Annotated in this window: 10 protein-coding genes; 4 read left to right on the forward strand and 6 right to left on the reverse strand. The window is 43.3% G+C overall.

The genetic code is table 11. The annotated features are described in order from the left end of the window. Nucleotides 1-1447: 1447 nt before the first annotated feature. The 5 genes from OOZ15_RS11830 to OOZ15_RS11850 all read right to left on the reverse strand — a co-directional run bounded on the left by OOZ15_RS11830 (nucleotide 1448) and on the right by OOZ15_RS11850 (nucleotide 7240). Complete coding sequence (locus tag OOZ15_RS11830) at nucleotides 1448-1993, reverse strand: hypothetical protein (protein ID WP_265956624.1); 546 nt, start codon at nucleotides 1991-1993, stop codon at nucleotides 1448-1450. A 2-nt stretch (nucleotides 1994-1995) separates the two neighbouring features. After that, on the reverse strand, nucleotides 1996-2634 hold the full coding sequence (locus OOZ15_RS11835; protein WP_265956625.1) for a fibronectin type III domain-containing protein: 639 nt from the start codon (nucleotides 2632-2634) through the stop codon (nucleotides 1996-1998). A gap of 467 nt (nucleotides 2635-3101) precedes the next feature. Further along, entirely contained in the window at nucleotides 3102-3566 is a 465-nt protein-coding gene (locus tag OOZ15_RS11840) for a hypothetical protein (protein WP_265956626.1), read from the reverse strand. Nucleotides 3567-3853: 287 nt separating this feature from the next. Then, on the reverse strand, nucleotides 3854-4723 hold the full coding sequence (locus OOZ15_RS11845; protein ID WP_265956627.1) for an RteC domain-containing protein: 870 nt from the start codon (nucleotides 4721-4723) through the stop codon (nucleotides 3854-3856). 90 nt (nucleotides 4724-4813) lie between these two features. Further along, on the reverse strand, nucleotides 4814-7240 hold the full coding sequence (locus OOZ15_RS11850) for an aminotransferase class I/II-fold pyridoxal phosphate-dependent enzyme (protein ID WP_265956628.1): 2427 nt from the start codon (nucleotides 7238-7240) through the stop codon (nucleotides 4814-4816). Nucleotides 7241-7481: 241 nt separating this feature from the next. Here OOZ15_RS11850 and OOZ15_RS11855 point away from each other — a divergent pair, with 241 nt between their 5' ends. From OOZ15_RS11855 to OOZ15_RS11870, 4 genes are all read left to right on the forward strand, one after another. Further along, a complete protein-coding gene (locus OOZ15_RS11855; protein ID WP_265956629.1) occupies nucleotides 7482-7856 on the forward strand; it encodes a DUF7793 family protein in 375 nt (124 codons plus the stop codon). A 60-nt stretch (nucleotides 7857-7916) separates the two neighbouring features. Next, nucleotides 7917-8870 (forward strand): helix-turn-helix transcriptional regulator, encoded by a 954-nt coding sequence (locus OOZ15_RS11860; RefSeq protein WP_265956630.1) that lies wholly within the window; start codon nucleotides 7917-7919, stop codon nucleotides 8868-8870. Between the two features lie 110 nt (nucleotides 8871-8980). Beyond that, complete coding sequence (locus OOZ15_RS11865) at nucleotides 8981-10468, forward strand: MauE/DoxX family redox-associated membrane protein (protein ID WP_265956631.1); 1488 nt, start codon at nucleotides 8981-8983, stop codon at nucleotides 10466-10468. 91 nt (nucleotides 10469-10559) lie between these two features. Further along, complete coding sequence (locus tag OOZ15_RS11870; protein ID WP_265956632.1) at nucleotides 10560-10844, forward strand: DUF6520 family protein; 285 nt, start codon at nucleotides 10560-10562, stop codon at nucleotides 10842-10844. Nucleotides 10845-10916: 72 nt separating this feature from the next. On the opposite strand, the gene OOZ15_RS11875 is transcribed toward OOZ15_RS11870, so the two are convergent. Beyond that, a complete protein-coding gene (locus OOZ15_RS11875; RefSeq protein WP_265956633.1) occupies nucleotides 10917-13442 on the reverse strand; it encodes an alpha/beta hydrolase family protein in 2526 nt (841 codons plus the stop codon). Between the last annotated feature and the right edge of the window lie 36 nt (nucleotides 13443-13478).

Consider the following 13478-nt stretch of genomic DNA (forward strand, 5'->3'; position numbering starts at 1 on the left):
CAAGGTTCAAGGTTCAAGGTTCAAGGTTCAAGGTTCAAGGTTCAAGGTTCAAGGTTCAAGGTTCAAGGTTCAAGGTTCAAGGTTCAAGGTTCAAGGTTTAAGGTTTAAGGTTTAAAATTCAAGGTTTAAGGTTTAAAATGGAGAACAATGGAGCTAAGCAATGCCACCCTGAGCTAAGCCTGTACTGAGCTCGACGAAGTATCGAAGCATTGTCGAGTCACGAAGTTTTGTTTGACATAGGACTTCAGGACTTAGGACGTAAGAATAAGATTGCTGCATTTTCAGTTTGCAGTAAGCAGCTGAAAGGAATTCATAAAAGAACTAGCTTTTCCAAAGTTTAAAAGAACTTTGGACATTTTTAAAATTGAACTTTAAATTTGTCGGTTGGATATCCTCACCCCTGCCTACCGGCAGGCAGATCCTCTCCTACCGCGTGCCGCCATAGCTTCAGTGCCGGAGCACGATGGCGCAAGGAAAGGGGGTTATTTCTGCTTCTTTTTTGGCTTTTTTAATGATTCAACCAGCTTACACATAATCCACACCCCGCCCGCCGGCTGGCTCATTCGCTAAAACAATCCGCAGGATTGTTTCTTAACGCTCTGTCCTACCGGACTAATTTTTTACGTTCGGTCCTTATCAAATTCAAAATAAGACGTATGTAAATTCAAAACAAAGTTTATGTAATTTCAAAATAAACGGGATGTCATGCTGAGCAATGTCACCCTGAGCTTAGCCTGTACTGAGCTCGACGAAGTATCGAAGGGCTGTCGAAGCATCATTCACTAAAAACCTGCAAGTCTTCGACATAGCCTGACTGACGGCAGTCAGGTTAAAACCATTAATGGGATTAAAGGTAGATTACTCCGTAAGTAATTTTCTTTATAGCCTACTGCTTAAATCTTCAAAAAAAACAGCCATAAACACCCCCCGTATACGTCGAAGGGAGCCTGGTATGCAGCTCACCTGCTCTCTTGAACCGCTAACCGGGTTGCTTATGGTTTTATACGTAAATGCCTTTGCGGTTAACCGGGTTGTATTTATGGCTCATGGTGATGGGTATGGCGTGTAAGGGATCCTGTGTGCCGTATACGGCGTTGTGTGAACCACTTACCGGGTTGCTGTTTATTTCATACCCGTATGGGTATACCGCATACCAGAATAGGTTAAACCCATCCCGGATTATGTTTACGGCATACCGCGTTGGGCTAACTGCTTACCGGATTACTGTGGATGCCATACCGGATTACGTTTACGGCTCAGGGGGTTGGGTATATGGCGTAATGACCCCTGTTTGCTGCATATGCAGTTCTGTTTACCACTTACCGGGGTGCCTGTGAATGTATACGTAAATACAAAAGCGGCGAACTGGTTTCAGTCCGCCGCTTACCGGGTTGCCTTTGCGGCCAACCCGTCCCGGTTCAGTGAATATGCATTCCCTTAAATGGGGTTATTTGGGCTTGCCCGGGAATAACATCCCCAGCAGTTTCCATAACCGGGAGCGTTTCCGGATTACCCGGACAAGGATCATCAGGACTATAACCGCTATGACGATCAGCCACCACCCCCGGCCGGGGGTGCCGGTACGTTCTACGGCCTTTGCCTCGTACCGCTGTGCTTCCGCGGTATGGCTGCTGTCGCGCAGTCTGCGTTTTTCCTGTAGTATATGGTTATGATGTTCCTTTTGCAACGCATGGTAAACCGTGTTACGCCTGCCGTAAACCACCACTTTTTCGGCCTCCCCGCTAAAGCCCGAACCGGGGTGATAGCTAAAGCGGCCCACGGGGGTGATAGCCACCACCTCCAGTTGTTGGCCGGCCCTGTGTACCCGGACCACCGACAAGCTGTCGAGCTGTTCGACGGACATGGCGCGGAAGTCGAGTATACGTACTTCCCGGCGCTGTTTAACCTGGCTTTGCCGGTGGCGTTGGGTATTGCAGCAGCTTAAAAGGCAACAGCCGGCCCACAGGATCAGTAGTTTTAGTGGTGTGCCCATGATCATTCCTGTACTACAGCCCGCATGGATGATACGGGGCTCCACGGGCTTACGCCGTTTTTATTGCGCGCCCGTACCCGGAAATAATAGGTAACACCGTCCTCTACGGGCGCATGGAAATTGCCGCGCGAGTTGGAGCTGGTCCCGGCAGGCTGCCATAGGGGCAGCCCGGTCTCATCTACTTCATCGGCTACCTGCATCTCGTAGTCGTAGGCCTCCCGTATGGCCGGGAAATCGAGCAATATCTCGCCCGGTCTCCGCGAAGCACGGATACGCGTCCACTCACAGGGAGAAGGAACACTGGTGCTGCCGGGAGTAGCTACGGGAAAGAAGCCTGAACTGAGCTGCATGGAAGCCAGGTCAGTAAAATTGTTGATATAGGTACTTACCCGGCGCATCATGGTGATCAGGGCGGTGCGGGCTTCGTTTTTTTGTTTTGTTTCCCAGAGATTGCCGCCTGCGGCGGTAATGGCCTGTTTGCTCAGGTAATCCTGCGCCACGGGCTCGTATTCCGCAAAGGGCGGGTCCAGGTCCGGAAAATTAGTGTTTTCCCCCAGTGCATCCAGGGTACGTGTGGCCAGTACGGCCAGTTCGCCATCCGTCAGATAGCTGTAGTTTGTGATTAATTTTGGTCGTCTCATTTCTTTAGTTTTTAATATTAAACATTTGATTTATCAATCCGTCCACCGGGCAATAACGGCAAGGGTGCTTACAGGCCGCCGTTTACGTACTACGGCATTATCTACGTTGCCTTCTACGGTACAGGCCCAGTTGCCTGTCCACCGGTCTATAAAGCCGGCGTGGGCTATGCGGCCCGGGCGGGCATAGTAAAGGCCAAAGACATCGCCTGCCCGGGGGGTTTTCTGTTCCTTTAATCCTGTTTTGTTGGTGTAGATCACCCTACGGGAGGGGAAGAGGGAAGGGCTCCATGGAGTCCGGGGCTGTGTGTAGCCTGCCCTGTTAAAACAGAAGCTTACAAATGCAGCGCACCAATCGTAGCCCTCGCCCAGGCCGGTATAGCGGAGGTATTCGGCTACCCGCTTGCCATCGTTGTTCCCGGTGGCTTCCTTAACACCCACTTCGGCCGTGTATATCCGGCGCAGGGTGCTTACATCATTTGCGAAAGCCAGGTGGCCATACCCCAAAACAAGGATATATAACCCCCTAAGTAGATACATAGGTGTTGCCATGAGCTTAGTTTTATGGAATGTGTGGTGAAATTGCTGTCCAGCAGCCGTTTGAAGCTGTGGTACAGTTGCGTGGTCAATATGCAGGCCAGCAGGTGGCAGGCGGTTACGCCCAGCAATACCAGGAGCAACAGGCTCAGGGTACCGGCATCTACCGTGGCGGCGGTGCTGTCTACCAGCCGCAGCAGCGGGCCGGCATACAGGAAGGCCAATAACAGGGTAAGGATCAGGGCGGCCTGTTTTGCCCATCTTCGCAGGTGCCGGCGCCGTGGCCCCTGGGCCTGGTCGTGCAGGAAATCGACATAGTCGTCTTCCGGTCTTACTTTCCGCAGCGGGAACCGTTCCGGCTGCGGGAGTCTTCGGGTTTTGTGTTCTGTGTTCATCATTTTTTATGTTTTTTAAAAACAAAGCCACCAGATACGGTTACGCTTTTTTTATGAAATGGCGGCTTTGCACTGATTTGACTTTCGTTTGACAAATTTGAAGGGTTTTACCGGGAATCATTCGTAAGGCGTTCGTAGTTACGTATCAATTTTAACATTTTATTTTTGGGGCTGTTTGATACGATTTGAAAGGTTGAACCTGACTGTAAAAGCGCAAATAGGAATAAAATTAATGTACAGGGAAAGAAAAAGGGAAACACGTAACCCGTTCGTAATAACGAATACTTTTCTTACAAACCGGCATTTCCTTCATTTGGAAATTCATCATCCCTATCCATCTTTTCGTTGAACCGCTCAATCAATTCTTCAAGAAAGCGTGCCCTGCTCCCCTTCCTGGCCTTGATCTCCGAATAGGTTTTATATACATTGTCAAGTTTAGTGTCAAACAGCATCTCAAAAGTGGTGGCAATAGTCTTAATGCCCTCTTTGCCGTTATTGATCACCCGGGTAGTATAAAGGGCATAGATGAGTTCGGTAAGCGCAGCTTTGGAGGAGGTCCATTTAAGGGATTTTGTGTTCCTGCCCTGTGGGAAGTTGCTTTTGTCCATCAGTTCAAAAACCTTGATCAGGTTTTTTACATAGGTGATAAAATGGTTCATTCCTTTGACCCGTGCCCATAGCATATCGTGTGATGTAAAGAATTTAGGATCGAGGTAGCAGGCCTCGGGGAGCGCATACAGGGGAAAGACCTGGTTTTCTCTTGTGAAGTACTGTTTGTCGAGGTAGGTAAGTTCCTGTTCCATATAATGGACAAAATCCCAGTTCCGGTTAAAGAACTTGTTGATCCGCCGTATTTTCTTTTTCAAAAAGGACAGTTGGTTGTTAATGCCAATTTTGGGCATCAACAATTCACAGGAACGGACCTCACTAAAATATACCAGGAAACTTAAGGGTTCCGCTTTGACTTTTTTAAAGAAGTAAACCTCTTCTTCACTGTCTTTAAACCCTTTTTCTTCTACAATCCCTTTAAGTACATACAGCGCATTATTGCATAAATGGATCCCTTTATTGGCCTTTTTAAGGCTGAGCCTTTCACCGAACCCAATCCCATCCAGTTTTTTATGGAAACCTGCTATCACATGTTTATATTTTCCCTTCATCCGGCTAATTTTTAAAATACCTTGGGAGAACAGCAATACAGGCAGTTCAGTTCAAGGCATAGGTTCTAAGGGGTGTTCATTCAGGTTTGGTTATTTTTGGTTTTCCATCATTCCCATGAGTTCCATGGAATAATTGTCCTTGGCCTGTATGTAGGCCACCTTAGGTATAACTATTGCCCCGATCTTTTTCTTTTCAAAAACCGCTGTCATCCCAAAGTCGATATTTTCAAGCCCGGTCTCACCGGCCCTTTTTACTGTTTGGTAGAGCAATTGCCTGTACACCTGGTGCTCATGGGCATAGTCATAGTCCATTCCTACAAATGCGGGAACATAGGTTTGCCCACTGTTCTTATAACAGAACATGACTCCCACGGGGATTGTTTTTTTATCCTTGGTATGGTCTTTCTTCAAGCTCAGGACCAAAAATTCCCATCCCGGGCTGTCGGACATATTGCCCAATAATTTTTTGGGGAAGCCGAAGATATTGAGCCCCAGGTTGTTGTTCCTTACATTCTCAAAAAGGGCATGGAATATTTCTCCCTGTTCCAGGCTTATCTTATCCAATACCTCTATGGTGAAATGTGCTTCGAACGGGGCAATATCCTTCCTGAAATGCCTTCTCGACCTTGAAGAAAGTGAACCCAAATAGCTGTCCGGTCCTTTCCAGTCCAGGTTGTTTATTTTACAGGATTCCGGCATGGACACCTTGAAAAAACCGTGGTTGTGGAAAAACTCATTGAGCGTTTCGTCCTTTTCAAAATCCCTAAGGACGATCATGGAAGGGGCCAACTTGCGGTCCAGTTTATCCAATACATCAAAGAGCTGGTGCAGGGCGGTATGCCACAAAGGGTGTTCCTTGTCAAGGTAAAGGTGGTCACCTTCCGTAAACAGGCACCCCATGCCAAGCACATAAGAGGTCATATGGCAGGGGTCTTTTTTCCGCAAGGCCTCTATCTTTTTTGAAACGGGTTCCGGGGCAAGCATATCCTCCTTCCACAGGGCGTGGGTAAAAAAAGTGGCCAGCACGGGCCTGTCCAACTGGTCCCGGACGATATAATAATAAAAAACCCAGTTCGCTTCATCTTTTTCATTTCCGGAAAAAACGGTCTCAAGGAAGCGGAGGCCGTCCCAATCAAAAACCCCGCGGTCCCCAAAAAGGGCGTTCCATTCTTTTTTGTCGATCTTTAAAATGCTTTCTTCAAATTGGGCATTTAAACCTTGGGGTTGCTCCTTTACTGAGGTATCCCCGTACTTTACGGGCAGGTTAAAAGCCCTGCATACTTTATTGTGGGAGGTATGGGTGGCTTCCAAAGCCTTGGGGTAATGGTATTCCATGGCATCTACCAATGCCTTGATCTCTTCCGGTCGGTTGTGCCTTGAAATGGTGATCCGAACCCCGGTGTTCTTTACCGGAACTGCCGGGAAAATGCCCAGGTTCACGAAAAACCCTTCCTTCATCAGGCGGTTGACAAAATTATATCCGGTAATGGGCATCCCCGTCCCTATATAAAAAACCGGGGAATTGTTTTTGTCTATGAGCGGGAGCTCTGTTTTTCCCAACAGTGAATTAAAAAGCCCGACCCGTTCCAACAGCTCATCCTGAAGGGTGTAGATTTCCTCGGAAAGGTGGATATCGGCCGAGGCTATGGCCGCAGCTACAGAAGCCGGTTCCAGTTGGGCCGAAAAGGTAAGCGGGCCGCCAAAGGTTTTTATCTTGCTGTACATTTTTTTGTCGGAACACACCAAAACCGAGCCACTGGCTCCAAAGGTCTTGCTGAGCGTGCCAAAGAGCAGTACGTGCTCCGGCAGTTCCCTGAGCTTGCCCATCACGAACCCAGTACCGTTTTTGCCCGTCCAGCTCATCCCGTGCACATCGTCAAAATAAAGATGGAGCTGGGGGTATTTATTGCTGAGCTCCATAAGTTCGAGAACAGGAGCTTCGTCCCCGTACATGGAATACAGCCCGTCTGCCATATACCATATCCTTTTATGTTTGGAAGACAGTTTTTTGATCTTGTCCTCCAACATGTCCAGGTTGTTGTGACGGATCATTTCAATAGGGACACTACGGGTTTTTAAGGTTTTGGCGGCACTCTGTACGCTCCAGTGCACCTGGTGGTCCAGTACAATGGCATCCCGGTCGGCCACCGCGCTGGGGATGACCCCGATATGCCCCAGGGTGCTGTTTTTGGTAATGATGACCGGGCTGTTGTACATCTGCGTTACCTTTTCTTCCAGTGCCCGGTACAAAGGATGGGAGATATAGGTCTTTGACAGGGGGAATTGTGTGCCGTAACTGAAAATGGCCTCTGAAGCCGCTTTTTTCAGCCGTATATCCTGTTCCAGCCCCAGGTAGCCCGTAGTCCCGAAATGGAACAGGTTTTTCCCCTGTATGCTTATTTTCCTTCCGGTAAATGCATCCCCGTCCGCATACAGGTGCAATACCCCCTGCCGGGTAGCATCGGTAAATACTTCATCAACCGTATCCAGAAAATTGTTGTGTTTGATTTTTGCCATTTGAATATAATTTAAATGAAATTCCTATATCACCTGTAAAAACAGATGCCAATTCCCTAGAAATCAAGCTAACTAAAATCAATCACTTGAGCCTACCCCAACCCCTAAATCGGTACAAATAATCCGTTTTAGACAAAAAATAATCCGTTTTAGACAAGTTTTTCAAAAAATAAGGGGATTTTTCCCCTGTATATCGGTTTTAAAAAATCAGTAACTTGAACCCCCTTTTTTAAAAAGTGCCATGAAAAAATGTATAGAAAACAGCTATGCGTATATATCCATCCAAGGAGGTATACTATTCTTCGAATACAAAGATCAGGTAACAATCGGCCTTCAACAAGCCATTGAAGTGGTTGCTACCCGGATAAAATTACAAAACGGAATCCCCTATCCGATCCTATGTGATATCAGGGGCATCAAGAACATTGACAAAGATGCACGCAGATACCTGTCAACAGAAGGTTCGCTCCTGAGCAAGGCTGTGGCCCTTATCTCGGACACTCCATTATCCCATATTGTTTCTGAACTATATGTAAAGAACAATAATCCCCCGGTACCCACCAAGGTGTTTAATGAAATGGAAGAAGGGTTGGCCTATTTAAAATCATTTCTATAGCCTTGACATCAACGAAGTGCAACCCTCTTTTACCTTTTCAATATTAAAACTTATCATTACATGGATGCAGAAACAAAAGAGCGCCTTAACAAAGTATATCAATTATTAGTGGAAATGTCTAAAGGGAATTTCTCCTACCGCATAGCACGCAGTGACCAGAGGGATGAACTGGAGGCTTTAATAGCCCTAACGAACATGACAGCAGAGGAAATCGAGGATTCATTCCTCCACCAAGGTTATGTATCAATGCACGATTCTTATATAACCGTAACACAAACCCTCTTATTGCTCAATGATAAAGGGGTTATTTCCAAAGCTACCCCTAATAGCCATCAAAACTTACACTATCAAAAAAATGAACTGCCTGGTTTATCACTTAAATATCTACTCACCAAAAGCTCATATAATACATGGACTACTGCATTTAAAAAAGCATTAAAGGAAACCTCTCCTGAAAAGAACATAAAGCTGACTTTCAAAACAAAAAAAGGATTGTTGTTACCTGTTTGTTGTACAGTTGCAAGCTTTCAGCAAGCTATCAACCCTGACCGCACTTTTTTGGTGACCTTCCCTACTATAATGAGAAACAATGCGATCATGGAACATCGTTTAAGGAAAAAAGTTGACAAACACTTAAGCCGGATATCGAAAACCCTGGATAACACTGATTACAAACCCATTTTAAGCTATGAAGACATCCAAAAAATAAGATCGATTGGAGAGCACATTCAAAATAACCCTGAAGACCAGATTTCTTCACTGAACGGTCTCGCCCTGGAATTTGGCACCAACGAGTTCAAGCTAAAGAAGGGGTTCAGGGATCTATATGGCATGACCGTTTTTCAATTCCAGAAAAACGAACGGCTCCGTAAAGCACATATATTGGTACAGTCGACAGACAAGCCTTTTAAAGAGATCACAAAACTTACCGGGTTTGTAAGCCCCGCCCATTTTTCTACTGTATTCAAAAAAAGGTATGGTTACTCCCCCAGGAGCCTTAGGAAACTTCCATAACTCATACTGGCACTATCCTAAATAATCCGTTTCAGACAAGTAATAATCCCAGAGGGAAAAATCAACCTCTTTAACTTTACACCACTGAATATCAAATCAATGCAATTGATATGAAATGGCGACAAAAACATAAAAATATTATTGTTGAAATCATCAGTTTTTTATTTATACTGTTGTTTGTCTATGCAGCAATAAGTAAATTATTGGATTTTGAAAACTTTCAGATTCAACTGGGGCAATCCCCTATGCTGAGTGCCTATGCCGGAATGCTAGCTTGGATGGTTCCAGTACTGGAATTACTAATTGCCCTTCTTTTAGCTTTTTCAAAATCCAGAACAGTGGGATTGTTAGGCAGCCTCACCCTGATGGTGATGTTCAGTGCCTATATCTACATCATACTTGGGTTTGGGGCTTTTGTTCCCTGCTCTTGCGGTGGGGTCCTGGAAAAAATGGGATGGAAAGAGCACCTTGTCTTTAATCTGGTCTTTGTGTTACTGGCTGTTATAGCATTACAGCTTTCTATAAAACCAAGCCAAACTCTGGGACAGAAACATAAAAAGCTGTTAGTACCACTATCACTGTGCTTGTTTGGGATCTTAACAGTAAGTGGAATGTTCTTAAGCTCAGAGCGTATGATCTACCATGAGAATCCTTTTATCAGGAGGTATTCCCATGGGATTCCAAAAACAGCTGATATAGAACTTAAGGGAAACGCCTATTATTTTGCTGGAACCAATGCCGGAACCATATACTTAGGTAACTATAGCAGTCCTTTATGGGTTACTCTTATTGACACGGCACTTCAAACCAAAGAGGTAAAAATAATCAAAGCCCCGGAAAGGGATCTTCCCTCTATTGCCGCTCAGGTACGGATTAAGGAGCCTTATTTCTATCTGATAGACGGACAAATATCAAGAATTCTTAAAGGAAATACTTCGGATTGGAATACTATAAAACGAATGGATGGCAGTGTACAGTTCTCTGATTACCAAATAATCGGAAACGACAGTTTGGCCATTAAAGCTTATAACTCCAATGAGGACGCCTACAGTCTAGGAGCAATGCAAATTAAAGATTCCTTGCCCTATACATTAAGTCCGGGTATATTGGAAAAACAAGTGGACGGGATCTTTGATGTAGACGGTACCCTGAGTTATGATACTGACACCAAAGAACTGGTGTATGTCTATTATTACCGTAATGGTTTTACGGTAACGGACAAACGTTTAAACCTTAAACGAAGGGGACATACCATAGATACCATTGGGCAGGCCCAGCTTAAAATAGATACGGTTCAAACCAATAGTCGAAACCAACGAAAGCTCATTTCATCCCTGATGGTCAATCCTTCATCTTTTGCTAATAATGGACTGCTGTATGTACGGTCCAAGATCAAAGGACGGTATGAACCTCCTAAAACCTGGGAGCAAACAGAGACCATCGATGTCTATGAACTAAGTACCGGAAATTACAGAACCAGTTTTTATATCTATAAAGAGTCCGGAGCACTTGTAAGACGCTTCTTTGTCATAGGAGATCATTTCTATGGCTTTGCAGGGAATAAACTGGTGCGGTATGACCTAAAAAGAATGCTGTAAGGATAAAAAGATACAAAAATAAATCGTACGATTGAATTATAGGCGACTGATCATAAGCCTATAGAGTATTAACCTTTAAAACTGTAAAACAATGAGAACAGATTTAAAAAAATGGTTGCCCGTCATGATAATGGCGGTGGCCGTAGCAGGAGCTTTTACCACCCACGCAATGAGTGTGAAGGCTGAAGCAGATGATTTAGTTGATGGACGCATTCATTCTAGTGATCCTCAAGAACCCTGTGCTGTTAAAGAAGAATGTACAACCACGGTTACGGGTAATGTCTGTACGGTAGATTACATTGATAATGGAACACCTTTATTTCTGAAAGTAGGAAGTCAATGTACTCAAGAATTGTATCGTCCAATTCAACAATAATTAATATTGTTGATTAAATGAGAGATCGCCTGAATATGGCGATCTCTCTATATATCTACACTATACATTAAACTATTTTGACATCCAATCTATTTTAGAAGAATCCATAAGATAATAAGCCAACCATTGTTGTATCCGAAGACTTAAGTCCTTTTGATTTTTTGGATTGCTCAAAGCATGTGTCTCATTGGGGTATAAAAGAAGGGTATTTTTTTTGTTCATCCTTTTCAAGGCCAAGTGAAATGAAATACTCTGATAATAATTTACATGAAAATCCTCTTTCCCTGACCATATCAACAAAGGTGTACTAACATTTTTAGCATGATATACTGGTGAATTATCCAGATATCCTTGATAGTCTTCAAAGAGCGGTTTCCCCATCCTCAATTGATAATCTTCAAACATTGCAAAATTAAGCCTAGACTTATCTGCTATATAAAGATATTCACTTGGGTAATTACCTATTCCTGCTCCGGCGACAGCAGTTGTAAATAAATCGGTTTGGGTAATGGTAAAAAGTGTTTCATATCCACCAAAGGAATGTCCGACCAGTGCGACCTTATTTGGATTGATAGCAGCGGAGTTAATTGCTGCTTTGGTTCCAGACACAATACAATCTGCTGCTGAAAAACCGGGCTCTCCTATTTTATATTCAATGTCCGGTAAGAAAACAAAATACCCCTTATTGACAAGGTTCGCAGCATTAAACCCAACCCCATTATACATTCCTGGGTTCTTATATTGATGGAAATACTGTCTTTGTGTTTCATATACATATACTACCATTGGGTGAAGAGAGTCTTTATTATAATCAACTGGATAGCGTAAAATCCCAGAGAGTTTTTTACCATATCTATTGGTGTAATACACTTTTTTTGAGGTTCCATGCTTATACTGATTATAATGCGGGTTCCCCTGAAATACGGTGTCAAGACTCTCTGTTTTAGCGCTATACAACATAACCCTAGGAGGAACATTGTTATTTTCCTCTAAATAAGCGAATACAGAACCATCTTTCGAGCTATTTTGCCAAAACCTAAACATATAACTTTCTTTAAAAGTGATCTCTTTAGGTACTTCATTTGGTTTTTTAATAGCATATCCATAATTCATCTTATCCTCAGTATCTAGATAGAATAATAAGTGTTGATTATTTTTATAGATACCCAAACTTCCTTTGCTTTCGGGTTCTATTTCAGGCTTGGTAATGAGTTTATAGCGGATACCTTTATTCCTGCCATTAGTAATACGAATAGGTTTTCCCCTTCCCAGAGGAACCTTCCACAGATCAAACTCATCATACATATATATCGTTTTCTCACCTTCCCCCCAACCCGGGGGAAGGGATTTATTAGCCGAATTATAAGAAAGTGGTTCCTTCCTTATAATCTTAAATTTTTGATTTAAATTGATATGCCGATCTTTCTTAAGGTTATAATACCACCACTGATTTTCCTTAAAATAAACCAGATAATTTCCGGAAGGGCTTAAAAAAATACTTTTTGAACTATTTGGATGCCCCTTTAAAAGAAGCCTCATTTGTCCAGTCTTAAGGTTCTTTAGATAAAAATCAATTGGTGGGTTGGCCCGTGGATATGGTTCATAAGTGGCTGGATTATATACCAGTGCAAAATTGTGAGCTGCATTAATTACTGCCTTAGGAAATTTAGTATCTGTAACCTTAATAAACCTGTTGGATTCAATATCCCACATCCCAATCATATTGGTATTCTCCCAGTTCATCTGATAATCCATTTTCTTGTATATATACGGGTCATCTGCCTTCCACACCTCAGGAATGTCATTGGACATGAGCGGAGTTTTTCGTTTATAAACAAAGAAAACCCTTTTTCCATTCTTTGAAATCCGGAAAGGCAACTGACTATCCATAGCTAGAACATATTCTTTTGGAAAACCTTCGGCTGTTTTTAAATCAAGAAAACGAGGCTTTTCCTCTTTTACATTATAATAACCCAAAATTCCTGAATCTAAGGAATCCTTTGTTCCTTTTTTAGCCTCAAGCATATAAACTAGTTGGCTGCCATCTTCATTCCAATCAATTTTTTCAATCCTCCTAGGGTGGTTGGTAAAGATGTGTTCTATATGATCCAAATTATTGAGATGGAGTAGGTTTAATTCATTTCCTTTTGATCTATTTATAGCTATTGATACCATTTCCGATGCTTTGCTGTACTTAAAATCATAAACCTTATCATAAGTATTTGATCGGCCCGTTATAAGGTTTCTTATAATCAATTCTCTTTCTTGCTTTTTATAAAGTATCAAATAACGCTTATTCTCACTCTGTGTAATTTGAGTAAACCCCGGGAGTTTTTCGGATTTCCCAGTATCCAAATCCACCAATTGCAAGGTATTTTGAGTGTCTTTATAACTCAACCTATCTTTTCCAATAAATGAACACCTTGTTCCTCCCGGGAAAACATATCTTTTTTGACCTTGGGTTTGTCTTATAATTAAGGTGTCCTGAGCTTTTTTATAATCTAGTTTGTATCCTATCCACGAACCATTATCTGACACCTTAGGAATCCCTAGGCGATACCATTTATCGTAATCCTTGGGAGTAATGTTTTTTAACATATTTTGTTGACTAAAAGCCACTTGAGCATATAAACA

The sequence above is a fragment of the Galbibacter kalidii genome (assembly GCF_026241135.1).
Lineage (GTDB): Bacteria > Bacteroidota > Bacteroidia > Flavobacteriales > Flavobacteriaceae > Galbibacter.

What these genes read in the sequence shown, in the direction of transcription:
- OOZ15_RS11830 (WP_265956624.1), bottom strand. Translation starts at nt 1,993, where the DNA reads ATGGGCACACCACTAAAACTACTGATCCTGTGGGCCGGCTGTTGCCTT.
- OOZ15_RS11835 (WP_265956625.1), bottom strand. Translation starts at nt 2,634, where the DNA reads ATGAGACGACCAAAATTAATCACAAACTACAGCTATCTGACGGATGGC.
- OOZ15_RS11840 (WP_265956626.1), bottom strand. Translation starts at nt 3,566, where the DNA reads ATGATGAACACAGAACACAAAACCCGAAGACTCCCGCAGCCGGAACGG.
- OOZ15_RS11845 (WP_265956627.1), bottom strand. Translation starts at nt 4,723, where the DNA reads ATGAAGGGAAAATATAAACATGTGATAGCAGGTTTCCATAAAAAACTG.
- OOZ15_RS11850 (WP_265956628.1), bottom strand. Translation starts at nt 7,240, where the DNA reads ATGGCAAAAATCAAACACAACAATTTTCTGGATACGGTTGATGAAGTA.
- OOZ15_RS11855 (WP_265956629.1), top strand. Translation starts at nt 7,482, where the DNA reads ATGAAAAAATGTATAGAAAACAGCTATGCGTATATATCCATCCAAGGA.
- OOZ15_RS11860 (WP_265956630.1), top strand. Translation starts at nt 7,917, where the DNA reads ATGGATGCAGAAACAAAAGAGCGCCTTAACAAAGTATATCAATTATTA.
- OOZ15_RS11865 (WP_265956631.1), top strand. Translation starts at nt 8,981, where the DNA reads ATGAAATGGCGACAAAAACATAAAAATATTATTGTTGAAATCATCAGT.
- OOZ15_RS11870 (WP_265956632.1), top strand. Translation starts at nt 10,560, where the DNA reads ATGAGAACAGATTTAAAAAAATGGTTGCCCGTCATGATAATGGCGGTG.
- OOZ15_RS11875 (WP_265956633.1), bottom strand. Translation starts at nt 13,442, where the DNA reads ATGTTAAAAAACATTACTCCCAAGGATTACGATAAATGGTATCGCCTA.